This window comes from Blattabacterium cuenoti (genome assembly GCF_014252035.1).
Taxonomy (GTDB): domain Bacteria; phylum Bacteroidota; class Bacteroidia; order Flavobacteriales; family Blattabacteriaceae; genus Blattabacterium; species Blattabacterium cuenoti_Z.
The window spans coordinates 254,267-277,353 of sequence record NZ_CP059207.1; the positions used below are offsets into that span (position 1 = coordinate 254,267).

Consider the following 23,087-nt stretch of genomic DNA (forward strand, 5'->3'; position numbering starts at 1 on the left):
TAATCATTGAATGAAAAAAGAATTTATCGTTATTTTAGGAGGAGGAGAAAGTGGTGTAGGAGCAGCGCTACTAGCCAAAAAAAATGGTATCAAAGTATTTTTATCGGATTCTGGTATTATTTCAAATAAATATAAAAATATTTTAATAGAAAATAATATTCCTTTTGAAGAAAAAGGACATACAGAAAATATGATAGTTAAAAATGCCAGTAAAATAATAAAAAGTCCTGGAATTTCTAAAGAAAATTATTTAATAAAAAAAATATATTCTTTAAATATTCCCATTATTTCCGAAATTGAATTCGGTAAGAATTATATAAAAAATTCAAAAATAATAGGTATTACGGGAAGCAATGGAAAAACCACCACTAGTTCTATAGTATATCAAATACTTAAAAATAATAAATTAAATGTAGATATAGCAGGTAATATTGGATTTAGCTTTTCTAGAAAAGCTTCTATAAGTAAAAAAGATATTTATGTATTAGAAATAAGTAGTTTTCAGTTAGATGATTCTCATAATTTTCGATCAAATATTGCAGTATTATTAAATATTACAAGAGATCATTTGAATAGATATGATGGTAATATTGATAATTATGTTTCTTCTAAATTTAAAATAGCTACTCTTCAAAAAAAGGAAGATTTTTTTATTTATAATTATGACGATCCAATTGTAAGACTTGGAGTTAAAAAATATCCAATTTTATCTCAATGTATTCCTTTTTCTATAAGAGAAAAGTTAAATACTGGATTTTACATAAAAAATAAAATATTGATACAAAAAAAAGATAGAGAAATCTGTTTTTTTAATTTAAATAAATTACAAAATATTCCTATTATAGGAGATCATAATTTATATAATATTATAGCTTCATTAATTATATCCAAAATATTAAATATTAATATAGATTCTATAATTCCTATTTTACTAAAATTAAAACCTATAGAACATCGTATGGAAAATTTTGCAAATATAAATGGAATAAAATTTATCAATGATTCTAAGGCAACTAATGTACACGCAGTTTTTTACGCTTTAAAAAGTATGAACTCCCCTACAATATGGATAGCAGGAGGTGAAGATAAAGGAAACGATTATACAGAAATAATTTCTTTAGTGAAAAGTAAAGTAAAAGCAATAATTTGCCTGGGGAAAAATAATAAAAAAATTGTTAATTTTTTTAAAAATTTTATTTCTATTATTCTGGAAACAGAATCTATTGAAGAAGCAGTTCATATGGCATATGCATTATCCTATCCCGGATACAATATTCTACTTTCCCCTGCTTGTTCTAGTTTTGATTTATTTAAAAATTATAAAGAAAGAGGTAAAAAATTTAAAAAAAAAGTAATGAATCTTATAAAAAATGAAAAAAATAGAAATATTTTTTAATAAATATATAAAAGGGGATAAATATTTGTGGGCTTTTATTTCTTTATTAGCTATATTTTCTTTTCTACCTGTGTATTCAGCAAGTACAAATTTGGTAACTACTTATGGAGGAACAAATACTGTTTTCAGTTATTTATTAAAACATACATTATTTCTACTAGTTGGATTCTTTATTCTTTTTTTTACTCAATTTATAGACTATAAATATTTTTATCGTATGTCTATTATTTCCATGCCAATAGTACTAATTTTACTAGTGTTTACTATCAGTCAAGGAAAAGAGATGGATGGTGTAAATGCTTCTCGTTGGTTACATATTCCAATTATTAATATTTCTTTTCAAACTTCCAATATTGCCGGATTAGTTCTTTTTATTTATTGTGCTAGATATTTAGCCAAAAAAAATAAAAAAAATATAAGTTTTAATAATTCGTTTTTTACTCTATTATTTCCAATATTTTTTATTATTGGATTGATTTTCCCTGCTAATGGATCCACAGCAATCATTGTTTTTATTTCTGTTTTAATCCTACTTTTTATAGGAGGATACCCAATAAAAGGGATTATAGGTATATTATCAATGGGGTTTTTACTTGCTAGTATATATATTTATTCGGTGATAAAATGGGGGGACAAAAATCCTGTTAACAGAGTTTACACATGGAAAAGTCGTATAGAAAATTTTTTGGATAGTGAATCTGAAGAAAACTATCAAATAAAACAATCTAAAACAGCTATTGTTTTAGGAAATAAATTCGGTAGAGGCCCCGGAAAAAGTGTTTTAAAAGCATTTCTACCTCAATCTTCATCAGATTTTATTTATGCTATTATTATAGAAGAATATGGATGTTTTGGAGGAATAATACTTTTATTTATTTATATACTTATTTTACTTAGAATTATTATTATAGCAACAAAAGTACAAAATTACTTTTGTTCTTTATTAGTTCTATCTGTAGGTTTTCCTATTATCAATCAGGCATTAATTAATATGGGAATAGCTGTTGGTCTATTTCCTGTTACAGGACAAAATTTACCACTAATTAGTGCAGGAGGTACTTCTATGTGGGTTACTTTTTTTAGTTTTGGTATTATACTAAGTGTAAGTAAAAAAATTATATATGAAAACGATAAAGATGAAATATACAAATAATAATAATGGATAATAATATTTCACCTAGAATAATTATTGGAAGTGGAGGTACTGGTGGGCATATATATCCTGGTCTAGCTATTGCGGATAAATTAAAAAAAAAAGTTCCAAAAGTAAATATTTTATTCATTGGATCCAAACATCATATGGAAATGAAAGAAATTCCAAGATTTGGATACCCAATTGAAGGTATTTCTATTTCTGGAGGAAAAAATAAAATTTTTTCTATATATGGATTATTTTTATCTATAGAATTGATATATAGTCTTTTTGTGGCTCACAAAATTATTAATAAATTTTCCCCAGATATTGTTGTTGGAACAGGTGGATTCGTTAGTTTACCTACTTTATATGCAGCTAAAATAAATAAAGTACCTATTCTTATTCAAGAACAAAACTCTTATCCTGGATTAACCAATAGAATATTTTCTCGTTATGCTAATAAGATATGTATTGCTTATGAACAAGTCAAAAAGTTCTTTCCGAAAGAAAAAACGATTATTACAGGAAATCCTGTTAGATCTGAAATATTACAATTACCAAGTAAAAAAGAATCTTGTATTAGACTTGGATTGAATTGTAATAAACCTATCATTTTATCTATAGGAGGTAGTCAAGGATCTAATAGTATCAATAATGCTTGGATAAAAGGTTTAGATAAACTGATACAATTTGATATACAACTTATATGGCAAATAGGAAAATTAGATATTCATAGAATAAAAAAAAATCAAAAATATCATCATTCTAATTTTATTTTAATGGAATATATTGAAAATATACAAGTATGTTATGCTGCTGCAGATATTGTTGTATCTAGAGCTGGAGCTATAACAATAGCTGAAATATGTATAATAGGAAAACCTTATATATTAATTCCTTTTCCTTGGTCTTCAGATGATCATCAGAATAAAAATGCAAAAATATTATATGATCATGAAGCAGCATTGATCATTAAAAATGAAGAAGTAGAAAATAGATTAGTAGACTCAACCATTCAATTATTGAACAATGCTATTATGAAAGAAAGAATGAGTAAAAATATTTTACAGTTAGGAAAGCCGAAAGCAGCAGATGATATTGTGAATGAAATTTTACAAATTATTTTATAAAAAATGAATTTAAATTGCATTAAATATATTTATTTTCTAGGAATAGGAGGTATAGGAATGAGTTCCATCGCTAGATATTTTCATATAATAGGAAAAGTTGTTTATGGACATGATAAAAATAAAACTTTTTTAACAGAAAAATTAGAAAAAGAAGGTATTTCTATTAATTATCATGATTGTATAGAAATATTACCAAAATGGGTAACATCTAAAAAATGTTTAATCGTATATACTACAGCTATTCCTAGAAATCATATACAATGGATTTTTTTAAAAAAATATGGAAAAAATATAAAAAAACGTTCTCAAATATTGTCTATAATAACAGAAAATAAAATCTGTATTGCTATAGGAGGAACTCATGGAAAAACAACAACTTCCACATTATTATGTCATATATTATATGTATCTGGAATAAGTTTTACTGCATTTTTAGGAGGTATTTCTGAAAATTACAATTCTAATCTTATATTGAATGGAAATAAATTTTTTTTAGTAGAAGCAGATGAATTTGATCATTCTTTTTTACATTTATCTCCTAATATAGCATGTATCACGTCCTTAGATCAGGATCATGTAGACATTTATCCAAAAAAAGATAGCTTAAAACAAGCTTACATAAGATTCTACAAAAGAATAAAAAAACCATATAAAAAAATTTTTATATGTAAAGAAGATACATTTTTAGAAAATGTAGCAAATAATGCTATATTTTATTCAATTAAAGATAAGGAATATTACTATTCCAATCATCTTCATATCAAAGAAAATAAATGGTATTTTGATTTTCATACTCCTAAAAAAATATGGAAATCATTACCATTATCCATTCCGGGTGAACATAATTTAAAAAATGTCACTGCAGCATTAGCTATATCTGACTATCTGAAAATTGATAAAAGAAAAATAAGAAAAGCTTTATTTTTATTCCAAGGAATTAAAAGAAGATACTCTATCCATTATCAATCAAAAAATAAAATATATATAGATGATTATGCTCATCATCCTACAGAAATAAATGCATTAATTTATACTGTAAGAAAATGTTTTCCTAATAAAATTATATTAGGAATTTTTCAACCTCATTTATTCAGTAGAACTAAATTTTTTGAAGATGCTTTTGCAGAAAGTCTAGGAAATCTAGATATTCTAATTTTACTCGATATTTATGCTGCGAGAGAACTTCCTATTGACGGAATAAAATCAGAAAACTTATTGAAAAAAATAAAAATTAGTCCTGATCAAAAAGAAGTTTCTTCTATTTCAAAAGTTTTAGAAAAAATTGAAAAAAAATTTTTTGATATTATTCTTACAATAGGAGCTGGAAATATAGATACATTAATTTTTCCTATCAAAGAATTTATGAAAAAAAAATATGGATAAATGAAAAAAAAAACAATATTTTTCATATTAATTTTATTAATATATATCACGTTAATGATGTTTTTTATTTTTTTTTCTCAAAAAACACATGCAAACAGATCTTTAACTAAATTTAATATTGTTATTGATCCCATATCAAAGGATCATTTTGTAAATGAAGAAATTATTAAAGATATTTTATTCCATAAGACAGAAAAAATTGAAAAAAAAATTGGTCAATTATGTATATTAGAAATGGAAAATAAATTAAATAATTACCATTTTATAAAAAAATCTGAAGTTTTCCTTAACGTAGATGGAACACTAAATATTGAAATATTACAAAAAGAACCCATATTAAGAATAAAAAATGGCGATCGAGAATATTATCTAACTAAAGACGCTGAAGATTTAGAGCTTTCTTCTTTTTATTCATCTAATGTTATTTTAGCAAAAGGATATTTTTCGAAAAAAGAAAAAAAATTTTTAGCAAATTTAGTTAAATTCATAGTAAATGATGATTTACTGAAAAATCAAATTATTAGCATTAAAAAAAATAATATAAATGAGTTTATATTAATTCCTAAAATAGGAAATCATAATATTATATTAGGAAACATTAAGGATTTTAAAAATAAATTGAATAAATTAAAAGCATTTTATAAGCAATACCTAAATAAAATAGATATTAATCAATATAAAAGTATTGATTTACAATATAAAGACCAAGTCGTCGCAAAAAAAAGATAAGTCTATGGAATATCAAGATATAGCTATAGGCCTTGATGTAGGGACCACGAAGATTGTAGCTATGGTAGGAAGGAGAAATGAATATAATAAAATTGAGATCTTAGGTATAGGTAGATCTAAAAGTATAGGTGTACATAGAGGGGTTGTAAATAATATCACTCAAACAATTGAAGCTATACGTGAAGCAGTGTCTGAAGCGGAACATAGTTCAGGTGTAAAAATAAAAGAAGTTATAGTTGGAATAGCAGGACAACATATCAGAAGTTTACAACACAATGATTATATCACTAGATTAGATTTTGAAAATGTAATTAATCAAAAAGATATACAAAAATTAATTGACCAAGTACATAAACTAGTTATGTTACCGGGAGAAGAAATAATTCATGTTCTTCCCCAGGAATATAAAGTTGATAGTCAAGCAGAAGTAACAGAACCAATAGGAATGTATGGAAGTCGTTTAGAAGCAAACTTTCATGTAGTAGTAGGGCAAATTTCATCCATTCGTAATATTGGAAGATGTGTTAAATCTGTAGGATTAAATTTAGCTGGTATGACTTTAGAACCTTTGGCTTCAGCAGAAGCTGTATTAAGTAAAGAGGAAAGAGAAGCTGGTGTAGCTCTGGTGGACATAGGAGGTGGAACAACTGATATAGCTATATTTAAAGATAATATTATTCGTCATACAGCCGTTATTCCTTTTGGAGGAAATGTAATAACGGAAAATATAAAAACAGATTGTTTAATTATTGAACGTCAAGCAGAATTACTAAAAATAAAATTTGGATCTGCATGGCCTGGAGAAAATAAAGAAACAGAAATTGTTTGTATTCCTGGATTAAGGGGAAGAGATCCTAAGGAGATTTCTTTAAAGAAATTATCACAAATTATTCATAAGAGAGTTTGCGAAATTTTAGAGCAAGTCAACATAGAAATAAAAAATTATGGAAATGAAGAACAAAAAAAAAGACTAATTGCAGGATTAGTAATGACTGGAGGTGGTTCTCAACTAAAACATATTCGTCCACTAGCAGAATATATTACTGGTATGGATGTACGTATAGGTTATTCTAACGAGCATATTGCTGGTGGAGAAAATGGACTGATAAGTAATCCTGAATATGCGACTTCTATAGGTTTGGTCATCAAAGGACTTGATGATAAAAAAAAATATATTTGTACAAAAGATATAGATTATATCTATCATTATAATAATGAAAAAAATAACACTAATAATTCTGAATTTGTATCTACAAAATTTTATAATAAAAATCATACACATTATGAAAACAAAAAACCATCTGAATATTCTTTAAAAAAGAAAGAAAATACGAAAACAAAATCAAAATCTTTTATTGAAATATGGGCCGATAAATTCCGTCAAATATTGAATGATACAGAATAAAATGAAAAAAGAAGATTTTATACAAAAAAAAGATAACGTTAAAATATTTCCAAAACATCGTTCAGCTGCAATAAAAGTAATAGGAGTAGGAGGAGGAGGAAGTAATGCTTTAAGTCATATGTTTGAACAAGGAATAGATGGTGTAGATTTTATAGCATGTAATACAGATGCACAGGCATTAAATAATAATCCAGTACCTGTAAAAATTCAGTTAGGAGCTTCTATAACGGAAGGATTAGGAGCTGGGGCTGATCCAGAAGTAGGAGAAAAAGCTGCGTTAGAAAGTTTGGAAGAAATAAAAAGTATTTTAGATTCCAATACAAAAATGACTTTTATTACAGCAGGAATGGGTGGAGGTACTGGAACTGGCGCTGCACCTATCATTGCAGGAATTTCTAAAGAAAAAGGAATTCTTACTGTAGGAATTGTGACAATTCCATTTCATTTTGAAGGAAAAATGAGATTACAACAGGCACAAAAAGGAATAGAAACATTAAGAAGAAATGTAGATTCTTTGATTGTTATTAATAATGATAAATTAAGAGAACTATATGGTAATTTAGGTTTTAAAGCAGGATTTGCAAAAGCAGATGAAGTTTTGACGACTGCTGCTAAGGGGATAGCTGAAGTTATAACACACCATTATAAACAAAATATAGATTTAAGAGATACAAGAACTGTTCTTAAAGAAAGTGGAACAGCTATTATGGGATCTGCTGTTTCTGTTGGTGAAAATAGAGCAAAAGAAGCAGTTATTCAAGCATTAGATTCTCCATTATTAAATGATAATAAAATTACGGGGGCAAAAAATGTACTTCTTCTTATTGTTTCAGGAAGGATTGAAATAACTATAGACGAAATAGGAATTATTAGTGATTATATTCAGGCAGAAGCAGGTAATAATGCAAACATTATTATGGGAATAGGAGAAGATGATAGTTTAGAAGAAAGTATTTCAGTTACCATAGTAGCTACAGGATTTCCTACAGAAGTGCAAAGAGCGATTAATCACGAAGATAAAAAAATATTTCACAGACTAGAGGAACCTTATGAACAGAGATTAACAAAGATAGAAGAAATTCATTCTTATTCTAAGAAAGATCATCCATTTTATGAAGGAGGACATTATTATTCAGTAAAAAAAAATAAAGAAATGAAAAAAAATATATTTGATAATACTATCAATACGAATACTAATTCAGATTTTTTAGAAAATAAAAAGAAGAAATATTTTTTGGAAGAAAGTTTTGATTTTCCTATTTCATATCATGAAAAAAACCAAATTAATAATATAGGAGGAAAAAATATGAAAAAAGGACAAGAAGAAGATACAAAAAATGAAGAATTAAAATGATTTTTGATATATTTAATTTTGATTATTATATATAATTAATTGTTATGCATAAGCATCCTAATATTCCTAAAGGAACCAGGGATTTTTCTTCCTATGAGATAAAAATACGTAATTATATAATTAAAATTATTCAAAATAAATTTGAAATTTTTGGTTTTAACCCCATAGAAACACCTTGCATTGAGAACATATCTACTCTTATTGGTAAATATGGAGAAGAAGGAGAATACTTAATATTCAAGTTACTTAACTCAGGGAACTCTTTAATAAGAGGATTTTCAGATTTTATGAAAAAGATTGAAAAAATTAAAAAAAAAAAACTTGATATTACAAAATTATTAATTGAACATAATATATCTAATAAGGCTCTTAGATATGATTTAACTGTACCTTTTATACGATATGTAGCAATGCATAAAAATACAATCATATTTCCTTTTAAAAGATATCAAATACAACCTGTTTGGAGAGCAGATAAACCTCAAAAAGGAAGATTTAGAGAATTTTATCAATGTGATGCAGATATTGTAGGATACAATACTTTATCTCTATGGCAAGAGATAGAATTAATTCAACTTTGTGATGAAATTTTTACAAAATTGAATATTCCTATACTTATTTCTATTAATCATAGAGATATCCTAAGAGGATTGGTAGAAATTTCTGGAATAAAAAATGATTTATGGAAAGATTTTACTACATCATTAGATAAATGGAATAAAATAGGTAAAGATTTAGTAAGAAAAGAAATGATAGATAAGGGAATACCCTCTGAATCTTTTGATAAGATAGCATTATGTTTCGATATAAAAGGAAATTTTTATAAAAAGGAAAGATATTTAAAGACTTTTTTTGAAAATTCTGAAAAAGGAAAAAAAGGAATTAAAGAAATTCATTTCATATTTGATATGATAAATAATATTTATTTGAAAAATGCAAAATTGGAATGGAATATATCATTAGCAAGAGGTATGAATTATTATACAGGAACAATACTTGAAATTTTTTCATTAAAAAAAAATGATCAAAAAAATTCTATCGGAGGAGGAGGAAGATATGATCAATTATCAAATTCTTTTGGAATGAAAAATATTTCTGGAGTAGGAATTTCTTTAGGTTTAGATAGAATTTATTTAGCTATGGAAAAAAAAAATTTTTTTCCAAACATATATACTTCAAAAATTTTATTTATTAATTTCGGAGATGAAGAGATTTTGTATGCATATAAAATGATAAATTTGTTGAGAAAAGAAGGAATTTCTTCACAGTTATACCCTAATGCTGTTAAAGTAGGTATACAATTCAAATATGCTAATGATAATAATATACCATTTGCTATTATCATAGGAAAAAATGAAATGAAAAAAAATAAAATAAAAGTAAAAAATATAAAAACAAGAATAGAAATAGAATATGATAATATCAAAGAAGTTATAGAATCAATTAAAAATAACAACAACAATTAAACTACTAATTTTATTGCTTTTTTCTTCCAAATCATAAATCCACTTATAGATAAGATAAAAAGAATAATAAATAAAATACCTGTTAATATTAGTCCTTTCATAAAATAAATGGGAATGGATACTATATTTCCTATCATCCAAAATATCCAGTTTTCTACTTTTTTCATGGACATTTGATACATTCCAGAAAAATAAATCCCCGTTGTAAATATATCCATCCAATCAGAATTATTTTTCAGCTTTCCATTAAAATAATAATAAACTATTACACTGAAAATACAAGTAAAAAAAAATAAAATACTTGTATAAAAGTAATCTTTTGTATTACAATAAGTAATATTGTTATGTATTTTTAATTTTTTTTTCCATAAAAACCATCCATAAAAACTCATTATTGTGTAATATAAATTAATAATAAAATCTCCATAAAGAGAAGTAATAAAAGTTAAATAACTATATATCATAGTTCCTAATATTCCTACTGGATATACAAGAATATTATTTTTTTGTGCAAAAAGAACACTAAATATTGTAAATATAACAGCAATTATTTCTAAAAATAATTCCTTATAACAATGGTAGTTTTTACAATAATTTGATATTATGTCATATGATATTGTCATAATAATATAAAAAAATATTATTTTATTTTTTATCTATAATATAAACTAAGTAATGGTCTTCTATTTTTCTATAAAAAGCAAACAATTTTTTGCTATAAGAATCTTTGATGATCCAACATGATACACAATAATCTTTTTTTATACAAAAAGGAGATACTCTATAATGAGTTAAAAAACTGTAATACATTCCTCCTTCTAGTTTATACAAACTTTCTTTTATTCCCCATATAACATGTAAATAATCTTCTTCATAATTTGGATTAATGAAAATAGATTCATCATCTCTAATAAATTTTTCTTTTATTTTAATGATCTTCTTATTTTTACGACACTTTTCTATATCTATACCTATCTGATAAGAACTGATAGCTATAGCTATTTTATCAAAAGAATGACTAAAAGAAATATATTTTCCTGGAACGGGAAGAAAAGGTTTTCTTTTATCATCATAAAAAATATCCATATTTATTCCAAAATATTTTCTTAATGCATAACGGACCATGAAGAATTCATGTTTCCGTTTTTCTGATAAAGAAAAAAAAAATATTTTATCTCTTTCAGAAAGAATATTCTGATTTGAAATCATAGTTTTCAATAAATATTTCCATCTAAAAACTATAATTCTAGTATGAAAATTACAAAGAAAAAGGTACATACTAAAAAAGTTTTTTATTAAATCTAGTCATTTTTTTTTGTACTATTGTTGTATGTATATGTACTCTTATTTTATTTATAATATAATATGGTTGCAATCAAAAAAAAAATTGAAAAAGCTTTAAATAATATTATCAAATATAATTGTTTAAAAAAGATAGATATTAATAATAATATGGTAATAATATATTTAAGTTTATACTATCCTACCATGCATTTAAAAAAAAAATTGACAAAATATATCAAAGACTATTTAAATAAAGAAGAAATATTATCGAATGAAGAAAAGAAAATAAGTATAAAAATAGAAATGGAAGTAAAAAATAAAGAATCTAAAATAAAAAATATAATAGCGGTAGCTTCTGGAAAAGGCGGAGTAGGAAAATCTACAATAGCAACCAATATTGCTGTTACCTTGGTAAAAATGGGTTTTAGTGTAGGATTATTAGATGCTGACATTTATGGTCCTTCTATTCCATTAATGTTTAATATTAAAAATGATTTTGTTGATAATAATAATATTATTCTAACAAAAGAAAATGGATCACCCCTAATTAAACCTGTTATGAGTTATCAAGTAAAAATTATATCAATCGGTTTATTTTTAAAATATGGAGAAGCTGTTGTTTGGAGAGGACCAATGGTAACTAAAGCTTTGATCCAATTAATTCATGAAACAGATTGGGGAAAATTGGACTTTTTGATAATAGATTTACCTCCAGGAACAGGTGATATTCATTTATCTCTTTTACAAGAGACTACACTAAAAGGAGTCATTATTGTAAGTACTTCTCAAAGAATAGCATTATCTGATGTAAATAGAACTGTAGAGATGTTTCGTATTAAATCTATTTATGTTCCAATATTAGGTATTATTGAAAATATGTCATATTTTTTAAAAAATAGAGAAAAAAATTACTTTTTTGGCAAAGATGGAGTGAAAAACTTTTCCAAAAAAATGAATATTTCTTTTCTTGGAGAAGTACCTATGTTACAAGAAATACAGGAATATTCAGATATGGGAATTCCTATAGTTTTGGAAAATGAAAATGTACGAGATATTTTTATAAAAATAACAAAAAATATTGTGAAACAATTAAAAAAATATTTATGAACAAATTTTGATAAATTCTTTTACAATTAATATTAGAAGATGCATAGATTTTTCTGTTTCAGAAAATGGATTTAATAATAAATTATTTGTTATTATTATGATAGAAAAAACTCTCATATTCACAGATCTAGCTATAATAACATCTGTTAATATGTTTATTCCAACACAATCTCCTCCCATGGATCGTATCATGGCATATTCTGCACATGTTTTGTAATTTGGATATGGAAAAGCGACATACACACCTTTCTGTATAATAATATTATGATTCATTGCTATATTTTCTGCTATTTCAAGCATTTTTTGGTCATATAACTCTGTGATAAAATTATTTTTTATAATTTTCTTTATGTCAAAACTTTCTGGTAAAAAATTGATATGATCTTTCACTAACATAACATCTCCCATTTTGTAGTTTGAATTAATCCCGGCACAAATATTAATTTGTATTAATTTGTCTATTCCTATTTTTTTACATAAAAAAACAGAATTTTTTCTATTTTCTTCAAAAACAGGTTCTATTAAAAAAACGATATTTTTTCCTTCTATTTTTCCAAATAGAAATTTTCCATATAAATTATTTTCATGAAATATAGGTATTTCTTCATAAGAAATACAGATAGGGTTTTCTATTACATTTATGATATTATTGAATTGATTTTCTAATAAAAAAATTCCAAAATCAGGTTTTTCTTTTATTATTTTATGTATGTATTTTTTAGATTTTTCTAAAATTATGGACATAAAGTTTAAATTTTTATAAATTTGATAAAAAGCAAAGGTATATTCTTTGCTTATATTATTTATTGTATGATATTCACTTCTCTTGATAAAATAATGCCAAAAACTTTTTTTACGTCCTCTATTATTTTTTCTGAAAAAGAATATATTTCTATACCAGTAGCTTTTCCATAATTAACTATTATTATCGGTTTTTTTTCGTAAACTCCTACATTACCAATTTTTCTTCCCTTCCATCCTATACTTTCAATTAATGAATTGGCAGATATTTTAACTTTATTTTCACATAATTTATATCCAATGATATTGGGAAATTCATGTTTAATAATTTTAAAATCAACATTTTTTATTACAGGATTGATGAAAAAACTACCTGCATTTCCAATTTTTTTGGTATCTGGTAAATTTCTATGTCTAATATTAAAAATTGCCTTACTTATGTCTTCAATAGTAGGTTTTTTGATATTCATATTTTTTAATTCATTTTCTACTTCTACAGAAAAGAAAGAATTATTTTTTTTAAATCCTTTTTTTAAAAGGAAAAAAACGGAAAGTATAATAAATCTATTTTTTCTAGACTTAAAAAAAGAATCACGGTATTTTAGTTGACATTTTTTACGTGAAAATTCGATGATTTTTCCATGATCTACTTCATACGTTTTTACTTTCAACAAAACATTTTTTATTTCTGTACCATATGCTCCAATATTTTGAATTGGTGAAGCACCAACTGTACCAGGAATAAATGATAAATTTTCTAAACCACTAAATCCTTTCTTTATAGTCCAATTAACAAAATTATTCCATTTTTCTCCAGCGTAAGCTTGAACAATAACCTGTTTATTATTTTCTTTGACAATTTTTTTACCTTTTATTCCTATTTTCAGTATTAAACCTGGGTAATAATCTTTTAAAAAAAGGATATTACTTCCATTTCCTATAATAAATTTTGGCATAGAGGACGAATATGAAAATATTTTATGAAGATCTTCTACATTTGTTACTTCTACAAAGTAACGAGCATGAACATTTAGACCAAATGTATTTAATTTTATAAGAGGAAAATGTTCTTTTATGAACATAGATATAAAAAAATTTTGTAAATATAGAAAGATACAATTTTGACATACAAAATTGTATGATTAAATTTATTCCGTAAAAATATAAAATTGTTATTATTTATGAAAAGAGGAGGAAATTTTTTTTGGGGAATTATTTTGGGTAGTATGGCAGGTTTAATCATAGGAATGATGCTTACTCAAAAAAAAGAACAAAAAATAAGAAATATTTTAGGAAAAAAAACAGAAGAACTAAGAAATAATTTTCAAGAATTTAGAAAGAAAATAGGAGAGGAAGTATATAAGATTAAATCAAACATTGGAAAAAAATGGAAAAATAAAATAGAAAAAATAGATCAAGATAAAGTGGAAAATGAATTGGGGACTTAATAAAGCTTTTATTTTACTTGAGATGTTTTTTTTTTTTAGAAATTTTCTTCATAAGAAGTGGTGTATTTTTAAAAATGATATATTGAGATTTTTTATTTCTGTTGTTACAGAAATTATTATGATTTTTTTATTATTTCTGTTTCTTATTATTATTTTCTTTTTAGGAAGTGTTTCCTTATGTATTTTTTTATCTTATTATTTTGAAAACTATGTCATAGGATTTGGTATTGTTACTTTCTTATATTTTATTTTTTTTATTTTTATGTTCTTTTTATGTAAACAAGTTACGCGATCTTTCATTCAAAGAATTATTAGTAAGTCTATTGATATTTTAGGAGAAAATAAAAAGTATTAAAAAATTTATGCAAAAAGATAAAATTATTGTTTATGGCTTACATCCATTAATAGAGGCAATTAAAGCTAAAAAAACTATTAATAAACTTTTTTTACAAAAGGGAATGAAGATGTATTCTTCCGCTTATCAAAAATTGATCTTTCTTTCTAAGAAGGAGAATATTCCAATTCAAGTCGTACCAGAAAATAAATTTATTAAATTAAATAATAAAAATCATCAAGGAGTTTTCGCTATACTTTCACCTATAAAAACTTATCAAATAACAAATTTGCTTCCTATTTTTTATAAAAAAAAAAGAAATCCTATTTTGATCATTTTAGATCGCATTACAGATGTAAGAAATTTTGGGTCTATCATACGTACTTCTGCATGCGCAGGAGTAGATGCTATTATTGTACCCAATAAAGAAACAGCAATGATTGGATCTGATTCTATTAAAACATCTTCAGGAGCATTATTCAAAGTTCCGATATGTAAAGAAAAAAATATAAAAAATACTATTTTTTTTTTGATAAAATATGGATTTAAAATAGTTTCTGCTACTACGGAAAAAAAATCCAATATGTATTCGTATAATATTGATTTTTCAGGTCCTATAGCCTTAATATTCGGTAATGAAGAAAAAGGTATTTCTTCTAAATATTTGAAAATTTCTAACGAAAAAGTGAAAATACCTATTAAAGGTGGTATTTCTTCCTTAAATGTATCTGTTGCTTTTGGTATTATTTTATATGAAATTATTAGGCAAAGAAAATCTATTGATGATCCCCCTAAAATTCACTTTTAAACTGTTCTAAAAAACGAACATCGTTATTAAAATAAATTCTAATATCTTTTATGTTATATATCATTAAAGCTAAACGTTCTATTCCTATTCCAAAAGCAAATCCGGAATATATTTCTGAATCAATATCTACGTTATTTAAAACATTTGGATCTATCATTCCACAACCTATAATTTCTAGCCATTCACCATTTTTTACATTATATATATCTACTTCTGCACTAGGTTCTGTAAATGGAAAATAAGAAGGACGAAATCTTATTTTCGCTTTTTTACCAAAAAGAGAATTTATCATATAAATAATAGATTGTTTTAAATCTGAAAAAGAAACTTTTTTGTCTATGTAAAATACTTCAGCTTGGTGAAACATAAAATTAGAATGTGAAGATACAGTTTCATTTCTATATACTTTTCCAATAGATAAAACACGAAATGGAGGCTTATGTTTTTTCATATATCGTATTTGAACAGATGAAGTATGTGTACGTAACAATATATCTGGATTTTTATAGATAAAAAATGTATCCTGCATATCTCTTGATGGATGATCAATTGGCATATTTAAAGCTGTAAAATTATGCCAATCGTCTTCTATTTCCGGTCCATCTACATAAGTAAATCCTATTTTTATAAATATTTCTATGATTCTATTTTTTATGATAGATATTGGATGAATAGATCCTATTTCTATTGCTTTACCTGGTAAAGTAGGGTCGAAAAGTATTTCTTTTTTTTTGTTTTTGTTGAAATATTGATGTTTTGAGGAAAAAATTTTTATTTTATTTTCAATTTCTTTTTTTAATTCATTAATGATTTTTCCGAAAAACTTTCTTTCTTTAAGTGGAATTTTTTTTAAATTTTTCATAAAATTAGTAATAATTCCCTTTTTTTTTCCTAAGAAAAAAATTTTTAATGTTTCTAAATCATCTAAATTTTTAGGATGAAAATTTTTAATGTTTTCTTTTATTTTTTCTATTTCTTTTTCCATTTCATTTTATTATATTTTACAATAATTTTTTCATTATTCATATATCTATCATCGAATAATGAATTGCTTTTTTCATTAAAAAAATTGTTCTTCTATTCTTCATGATTAAAAGCAATTTTTATTTTTTTGCGACGTCCTTCTTTATTTTTTTATTGTAAAAAAATATATATATACCGAAAGATACTAAACTAATAAAATAATATTCTAAATATTGCAATGTGCAGCAATAATATATCTTTCGATATGAAATATTTTTTTCTTTGTACTTTGAATTATCAAATATGATTGAAATCATATCAATTTATCTATTGATAAAAAAATTATTTTTATGTAGTAAATGACTTGATTCCAGTTGATATGAAATTATTGCATAAATTATTTAAAATAAAAAATGTTGTTATGATATTTTTGGATATAATTATTGTAATTATAATTTTATATGGAGGATATAGCGGTTATAAAAAAGGTATGATTTCCCAATTTTTTGGATTTATGATGTTCTTTCTTTTTTTTTATAAAGGTATATATATATATCATTTATCAAAAGAATTTATAAAAAAGTTAATATCAAAAGAATTTATAAAAAAGTTAATATCAGAAGAATTTATAAAAAAGTTAATATCAGAAGAATTTATAAAAAAATTTGATATTAACTATTCAAAATATTTTCTATTTATTTCTATAGTAGTTTCATTTATATTGATAATTCTATCATCTTTTTTTTTAAAAAAGATGATAGAATTGATTTTAATTATCACATTGATGAAACCTATAGATAGGTTTTTAGGTGCAGTATTAGGTATGTTAAAATATTTTTTTCATATATCGATATGTATATTTTTAATGAAAAAAACAAATATGATTCCTTACAAATTTTTTGAAAGTTCATTTTCAAATTCAAAAATAATTAAAATTATTCCTACCTTATGTCAAAAGGTATTATTATTTTTTTTTAAAAAATTGAAAGAATTATTCATTTTATGAATTTTAAAGAAAAAATATTTTCTATTTCATCAAAAAATGAATTTGAAGGTATAACTATGGATATATTTCATTATCAAATGATGAATAATAATATTTATAAAAACTATGTTCATTTGTTAAATAAAAAATTAGTTGACATAAAAAATGTTGATGAAATACCTTTTTTACCTATTTCTTTTTTTAAAACACATCGTATTGATAGTAATAAAAAAAATAATCCTAATAATAATATACTTTTTAAAAGTAGTGGAACTACAACAGGATTAAAAAGTAAACATTTTGTATCTGATTTAAGTATTTACAATAGTAGTATTTTAAAAGGATTTGAATATTTTTATGGTCCGATAGAAAAATTCAAATTTTTTTGTTTTTTTCCACATCAAATCGTTCATTCTTCTTTAATTTACATGGTAAATTATATGATACATAAAACTGTTCATAATGGAAGTATTTTTATTCCTTCTTATCAAGAAAATTTCATTGATATTATTCATAATGATATGAAAAATGATACAAATATTTTTATTTTCGGTCTTAGTTCTTATTTATTAAATTTTATAGAAAATAAAAATATTTGTATCAAAAAAAATGGATTACAAAAAAAATTAATTGTTATGGAAACAGGAGGAATGAAAGGTAAAAGAAAAGAATTAATTAGAGATGAATTACACTATATTTTAAAAAATTACTTTCATGTAAAACACATCCATTCGGAATATGGAATGACGGAATTACTTTCTCAAGCATATTCAAAAAAAAATGGAATATTTCAATGTCCACCATGGATGAAAATATATATACGAGATATAGAAGATCCATTTTTACATATAGAAAATAATAAAATAGGAGGAATTGATATTATAGATTTATCTAATTATTTATCTTGTTCTTTTGTTTCTACTGATGATTTAGGAAGGAAAATAAATGAAAAAGAGTTTGAAGTATTAGGAAGAATTGATTTTTCAGATATCAGAGGTTGTAATACAATGATATAAACAGATAATTAAAAAGCTAAAAAAGAAGAAGCATCTTTTTTTTTCTTTGTAAAAGAAGAAGAATGGAATGATATCCTATGATATAACAACATAATATTTTGTATACTTTCTGTTATTTTTTTTGATTGTAATAAAATATCTAACATCAAAAAAGTATTTTTTATTGCATATTTTTTATCGATAATACCTATAACTTGTTGATTCATTTGTTTTTCAATTTCTTTGACTATTTTAATTTGTATTGGAAAAGGTAATTGAATTTTTTTGCAGTTTTTTTCTATTGTTATTTTTTTCATTAAGTCAAAATTTTCATTCATGAATTTTTCTAATTTTAATAAGTTTTTCTTTTGTTTATATTTTAATGGGTTATGGCAATTAATAACATGAAATATAGTATGATCGGTAATGATATCTAAATATTCAATAATGTCTTTCGTATTATTGTAAATATGTAAATAAAATATACCTATATCTAGATCACTATCTTTTTTAGTCTTTCTAATTACCCTAATTAAATTATTATGTATTATCTTATAAAAGTTTTCTTTTAATTTTAAAAATTTTTTTCTACTGTTTTTCAGATCTTTTATATTATATTTAGTAATTCCTACAATGCTATTTTTGTATATATTTTCTATGCATTCAAATATAGGTTTTAGAATATCATAAGTTTTATTTATAGATATTTCTTCTATTGGATATACCGTTATAATTGATTTTGTTTTTTCATTATATAAAATTTTATATATTTTATATGATAATATTATAATTATTGATAAAAATGCAATTACAACAAACCATCCTTTTAAAAAATATAAAAATATAGAAATAATTCCTGATATGATAAAAGCAATGAAACCTGTTAAAAACCATCCTCTTATAACTTGTAAAACTCCTGAAACTCTATATACTGCACTTTCTCTATCCCAAGCTCTATCTGATAGTGAAGTCCCCATAGAAACCATAAAAGTAACAAATGTTGTAGATAATGGTAACTTTTGTACCGTAGCTATAGATATTAGAATACTAGATATGGTTAAGTTTGCAGAAGCTCTTACCAGGTCAAAAGCTTCATTTTCTTCTTTTTTTTGTTTAAAATTTTTTTCTATTTTTACAAGAATTCTTTTTGGAAATAAGACAAAAAATTTTTTTCCAAAAAACAAAAAAAATCTAACAATACCTCTAGAAAAATAATTCGATAAAAACTTCTCTGGACCTTCGTTTTGTCTACTTAAATTGATCTCTGTACTGGTTATATTTTTTGTTTTTTTAGAAAACCAAAGAGTTAATATCATGATGATTCCTGAAATAATCAAAAATGAAGATGGAACTTTAACATTACCGGATAGACTTTTCATATTGAATTTTTCAGCTGGGGGACTTCCAGCTTGTTTCCATATGTTATATGACTGTATACTAGCTATTGGAATTCCTACAAAATTTACTAAGTCGTTACCTGCAAATGCCATAGCTAGAGAAAATGTTCCATACAATACAACAAATTTTAATATATTATATCCTAAAGAAACAAATATTTTTGCAATAATAGTCCAAAATAAAAATAATACAAATAAAAAAATAAAAAAATTATGATGAATTCCTTCTATAAGTGACTGAACAAATAATGAAAAATATGTAAAATTATCATTCATTATTCCTTGTAAAGTACTATGTAAGCCTCTTACAATAAGAAAATAAGTCATACTACTTAATGAAATAGCTGTCCATATTACTCCTACATATTTTAATCTTTTTTTATATTCAAAACTAAAAAATAAACGAATAAAATAATGAATAATAGCACCAGAAATAAAAGATATTATAATGGATAAAAAAATTCCTATGCTGATAGTCAATGTTTTTTCTGCTTTTATATATAAACTTAAATTATGAAAAGGTTCATGACTGAATGGAGATGCTATTTTGATCATAGCAATACTAAAAGCTGCACCTAATAAACAAAAAACCATAGATACAGTAGTAGAAGTAGGTAATCCTAAAGTATTAAAAATATCTAATAATATAACATCAGAGATCATTACTGCTAAAAAAATGAAAATAACATCCGAAAAATAAAAATAAGAAGGATTAAAAACTCCTTTTCTTGCTACTTCCATCATTCCACTGGATAAAAAAGCTCCTAATAATATTCCTAAACTAGAAAATATCATAATAATTCTACGAGAAGCGGCTTTGGATCCTATAGCAGAATTTAAGAAATTAACCGCATCATTAATCAATCCAACAATAAGGTCTAATATTGATAATAAAAAAAGAACCACTATAATTGATGGATAAAAAAGTTTCATAACAAAAGATATTAATTATTTATAGATTTGTGATTTATAACTTTTTTATAGATTCTTTGATAAGATTTTCAACCGATAATTCTGGATGTTTACTTAAAATATTATCTAATACTTTTTCAGATTTTTGAATAGGAAAACCTAATACACTCAAAGCACTTAAGGCATCTTTTTTTACTAAGTTAGGTTCTCTATTTTTTTCTTTATTTTCGGTAGTAATTATTTTTTTAGTAAACTTATCCTTAAGTTCAAGAATTATTCTTTGAGCTGTTTTGTTGCCTATTCCCTTTACCTTATTAAAAACCTTTATGTTTTCTTTTGAAATAGATTCTTCTATTTCATTTGGAGTAAGAGTGGACAATAATACAATCGCAGAACTTGGTCCTATACCATTAACAGATATCAAATAAGAGAATATATTTCTTTCTTCTTTCCCAAAGAAACCATATAAAACGTTTTGATTCTCTTTCATAAAAAGATAAGTGTATATATGTATATGTTCTCCTATTTCTTTTCTTAAAAAAAAAGAATAGGTATATGAGGATATGTAAATATAATATCCTACACCATTACAATCTATTATTAAATTAGATTTATTTTTTTCAATTAACTTTCCTCTTAAATGTGTTATCACATCAAATCAAAATAATAAGATGGTAATAAATCTATTTCTTCCTGAAGAAAATTTGTATAGGTACTCCTTTGAAATCAAAGTAATAACGAATTTTATTTTCAACGAATCTTTTATAAGATTCTTTTATATATTGCGGAAAATTAGAAAAAAAAATAAATTTTGGAGTTCTTGATGGTAATTGAGTACAATACTTTATTTTTATTAATTTATTTTTTCTAATAGAAGGGGGAGGGTTATTTTTTAAAATTGGTAACATAATTTTATTTAAAATATTTGTTTTTAGTCTATTTTTACTGGATTTTAAAACGTCATAAGCTGTTGGAATAATATTATGGATTCCATTTTTATTTTTAGCAGATATAAAAAGAATAGGAACATTATCAAACGGAGAAATTTTGTTCCGAATTAAGTTTTCTAAATTTTTTTGTAAGTGGTCATTTTTATCGAATAAATCCCATTTGTTAATAACAATTATAATTCCCTTATGATTTTTTTCCACTAATCTGAAAAGATTCATATCTTGATTTTCCCATCCACGACTTGCATCGATCATTAAAAGACAAATGTCTGCATATTCTATCGTTTTTACTGTTCTTATAGAAGAATAAAATTCTATGTTTTTTCTTATTTTTGATTTTTTTCTAACTCCAGGAGTGTCAACTAAAATACATTGTTTGTATACTACATCTAGGCTATCTCTTGTTGTTCCAGGTATATTAGTAACAATATGATGATTTTTTTTATTTAGAAAAGAATTAATTAATGTAGATTTTCCTACATTTGGACGTCCTATTACTGAAAATATCGGTAGATATTTTTCTTTGTTTATCCCACCATTTATATTTTTTATACCACTATCATATTTATTATTATATTTTTGAAATATTTCTGTTATTTTATCTAATAATTCTCCTGTACCACTACCATTTATGGCTGATATATAATAATATTTATCGAATCCTAAACGGAAAAAATCCGTATTAGAATTATAATATATATTATTATTATCTACTTTGTTTACTACCAGTATAATTATTTTTTTATATTTTTCTCTTAGTATTTGAGATATTTCTATTTCCGTATTAGATATACCAATTTTTATATCTACCAAAAATAAAACAATATCAGATTCTTCAATAGCTAAAAAAATTTGGTTTTTTATTTCATATTCGATCATATCTTTATCTGTGGAAATAGTAAAACCACCTGTATCTACTACAGAAAATTTCATTCCATTCCATTCCGTAGTTCCATAAATACGATCTCTTGTTACACCGCTTGTAACATGAACAATAGCTTTTCTCCTTCCTATAAGACGATTAAAAAGAGTAGATTTTCCTACATTTGGACATCCTACTATAGATACGATATAACTCATTTTTATAAATTATTCGTAAAGTTAGAATTTTTTTATTAGTTTCATTACTAGATTATTACTATATTTTATAGTATATTTGTTTTTT

The 23,087-nt window shown here is 24.0% G+C and carries 22 protein-coding genes; 14 read left to right on the forward strand and 8 right to left on the reverse strand.

The window, feature by feature from the left end:
- Positions 1-10: 10 nt before the first annotated feature.
- From murD to hisS, 8 genes are read left to right on the forward strand one after another with little or no spacing between them, the layout of a single operon-like run.
- A complete protein-coding gene (murD, locus tag H0H49_RS01205; protein WP_185864673.1) occupies positions 11-1,396 on the forward strand; it encodes a UDP-N-acetylmuramoyl-L-alanine--D-glutamate ligase in 1,386 nt (461 codons plus the stop codon).
- Positions 1,371-2,549 carry an FtsW/RodA/SpoVE family cell cycle protein gene (locus H0H49_RS01210; protein WP_185864674.1) on the forward strand — a complete coding sequence of 393 codons (1,179 nt, stop codon included), beginning with the start codon at positions 1,371-1,373 and terminating at the stop codon, positions 2,547-2,549. Before murD ends, H0H49_RS01210 begins: the two co-directional genes overlap by 26 nt.
- A 5-nt stretch (positions 2,550-2,554) precedes the next feature.
- Positions 2,555-3,661, forward strand: a complete 1,107-nt coding sequence (murG, locus tag H0H49_RS01215; protein WP_185864675.1) for an undecaprenyldiphospho-muramoylpentapeptide beta-N-acetylglucosaminyltransferase — start codon at positions 2,555-2,557, stop codon at positions 3,659-3,661.
- Between the two features lie 3 nt (positions 3,662-3,664).
- Positions 3,665-5,044 carry a UDP-N-acetylmuramate--L-alanine ligase gene (murC, locus tag H0H49_RS01220; RefSeq protein WP_185864676.1) on the forward strand — a complete coding sequence of 460 codons (1,380 nt, stop codon included), beginning with the start codon at positions 3,665-3,667 and terminating at the stop codon, positions 5,042-5,044.
- Positions 5,045-5,773, forward strand: a complete 729-nt coding sequence (locus H0H49_RS01225; protein WP_185864677.1) for a cell division protein FtsQ/DivIB — start codon at positions 5,045-5,047, stop codon at positions 5,771-5,773.
- Positions 5,774-5,777: 4 nt separating this feature from the next.
- Complete coding sequence (ftsA, locus tag H0H49_RS01230; protein WP_185864678.1) at positions 5,778-7,178, forward strand: cell division protein FtsA; 1,401 nt, start codon at positions 5,778-5,780, stop codon at positions 7,176-7,178.
- A 1-nt stretch (position 7,179) separates the two neighbouring features.
- Entirely contained in the window at positions 7,180-8,532 is a 1,353-nt protein-coding gene (gene ftsZ / locus H0H49_RS01235; protein WP_185864740.1) for a cell division protein FtsZ, read from the forward strand.
- Between the two features lie 44 nt (positions 8,533-8,576).
- Positions 8,577-9,998: a histidine--tRNA ligase gene (hisS, locus tag H0H49_RS01240; RefSeq protein WP_185864679.1), complete on the forward strand. Its 1,422-nt coding sequence runs from the start codon at positions 8,577-8,579 to the stop codon at positions 9,996-9,998.
- Here hisS and pnuC read toward each other — a convergent pair.
- Both pnuC and H0H49_RS01250 read right to left on the reverse strand, forming a co-directional pair.
- On the reverse strand, positions 9,995-10,621 hold the full coding sequence (gene pnuC / locus H0H49_RS01245) for a nicotinamide riboside transporter PnuC (RefSeq protein ID WP_185864680.1): 627 nt from the start codon (positions 10,619-10,621) through the stop codon (positions 9,995-9,997). The two genes, hisS and pnuC, sit on opposite strands and share 4 nt — an antisense overlap.
- 22 nt (positions 10,622-10,643) lie before the next feature.
- Positions 10,644-11,207, reverse strand: a complete 564-nt coding sequence (locus H0H49_RS01250; protein WP_317168707.1) for a 4'-phosphopantetheinyl transferase family protein — start codon at positions 11,205-11,207, stop codon at positions 10,644-10,646.
- 156 nt (positions 11,208-11,363) lie between these two features.
- Between H0H49_RS01250 and H0H49_RS01255 the strand changes: the two genes are divergently transcribed.
- The gene (locus tag H0H49_RS01255; protein WP_185864682.1) at positions 11,364-12,389 is read left to right on the forward strand and encodes an Mrp/NBP35 family ATP-binding protein; all 1,026 of its coding nucleotides are present in this window, start codon (positions 11,364-11,366) and stop codon (positions 12,387-12,389) included.
- On the opposite strand, the gene H0H49_RS01260 is transcribed toward H0H49_RS01255, so the two are convergent.
- Complete coding sequence (locus tag H0H49_RS01260) at positions 12,384-13,133, reverse strand: phosphorylase family protein (RefSeq protein WP_185864683.1); 750 nt, start codon at positions 13,131-13,133, stop codon at positions 12,384-12,386. The two genes, H0H49_RS01255 and H0H49_RS01260, sit on opposite strands and share 6 nt — an antisense overlap.
- A 59-nt stretch (positions 13,134-13,192) precedes the next feature.
- Entirely contained in the window at positions 13,193-14,212 is a 1,020-nt protein-coding gene (gene murB, locus H0H49_RS01265) for a UDP-N-acetylmuramate dehydrogenase (protein WP_185864684.1), read from the reverse strand.
- Positions 14,213-14,311: 99 nt separating this feature from the next.
- Here murB and H0H49_RS01270 point away from each other — a divergent pair, with 99 nt between their 5' ends.
- From H0H49_RS01270 to rlmB, 3 genes are read left to right on the forward strand one after another with little or no spacing between them, the layout of a single operon-like run.
- Positions 14,312-14,578 (forward strand): YtxH domain-containing protein, encoded by a 267-nt coding sequence (locus H0H49_RS01270; RefSeq protein ID WP_185864685.1) that lies wholly within the window; start codon positions 14,312-14,314, stop codon positions 14,576-14,578.
- Positions 14,562-14,933 (forward strand): hypothetical protein, encoded by a 372-nt coding sequence (locus H0H49_RS01275; protein ID WP_238784958.1) that lies wholly within the window; start codon positions 14,562-14,564, stop codon positions 14,931-14,933. Before H0H49_RS01270 ends, H0H49_RS01275 begins: the two co-directional genes overlap by 17 nt.
- Before the next feature lie 7 nt (positions 14,934-14,940).
- The gene (rlmB, locus tag H0H49_RS01280; RefSeq protein ID WP_185864686.1) at positions 14,941-15,720 is read left to right on the forward strand and encodes a 23S rRNA (guanosine(2251)-2'-O)-methyltransferase RlmB; all 780 of its coding nucleotides are present in this window, start codon (positions 14,941-14,943) and stop codon (positions 15,718-15,720) included.
- Here rlmB and pheS read toward each other — a convergent pair.
- Positions 15,704-16,705: a phenylalanine--tRNA ligase subunit alpha gene (pheS, locus tag H0H49_RS01285; RefSeq protein WP_185864687.1), complete on the reverse strand. Its 1,002-nt coding sequence runs from the start codon at positions 16,703-16,705 to the stop codon at positions 15,704-15,706. The genes rlmB and pheS overlap by 17 nt on opposite strands.
- A 357-nt stretch (positions 16,706-17,062) precedes the next feature.
- On the opposite strand from pheS, the gene H0H49_RS01290 reads away from it, so the two are divergent.
- Positions 17,063-17,689, forward strand: coding sequence for a CvpA family protein (locus H0H49_RS01290; protein WP_238784959.1), 627 nt, complete (start codon positions 17,063-17,065; stop codon positions 17,687-17,689).
- The gene (locus H0H49_RS01295) at positions 17,686-18,684 is read left to right on the forward strand and encodes a LuxE/PaaK family acyltransferase (protein WP_185864688.1); all 999 of its coding nucleotides are present in this window, start codon (positions 17,686-17,688) and stop codon (positions 18,682-18,684) included. Before H0H49_RS01290 ends, H0H49_RS01295 begins: the two co-directional genes overlap by 4 nt.
- 8 nt (positions 18,685-18,692) lie before the next feature.
- Here the strand turns inward: H0H49_RS01295 and H0H49_RS01300 are convergent, their stop codons facing one another.
- From H0H49_RS01300 to der, 3 genes are read right to left on the reverse strand one after another with little or no spacing between them, the layout of a single operon-like run.
- Positions 18,693-20,993 (reverse strand): inorganic phosphate transporter, encoded by a 2,301-nt coding sequence (locus tag H0H49_RS01300; RefSeq protein ID WP_185864689.1) that lies wholly within the window; start codon positions 20,991-20,993, stop codon positions 18,693-18,695.
- Between the two features lie 34 nt (positions 20,994-21,027).
- Positions 21,028-21,624, reverse strand: a complete 597-nt coding sequence (ruvA, locus tag H0H49_RS01305; protein ID WP_185864690.1) for a Holliday junction branch migration protein RuvA — start codon at positions 21,622-21,624, stop codon at positions 21,028-21,030.
- Between the two features lie 31 nt (positions 21,625-21,655).
- A complete protein-coding gene (gene der / locus H0H49_RS01310; protein ID WP_185864691.1) occupies positions 21,656-23,002 on the reverse strand; it encodes a ribosome biogenesis GTPase Der in 1,347 nt (448 codons plus the stop codon).
- Positions 23,003-23,087: the final 85 nt, after the last annotated feature.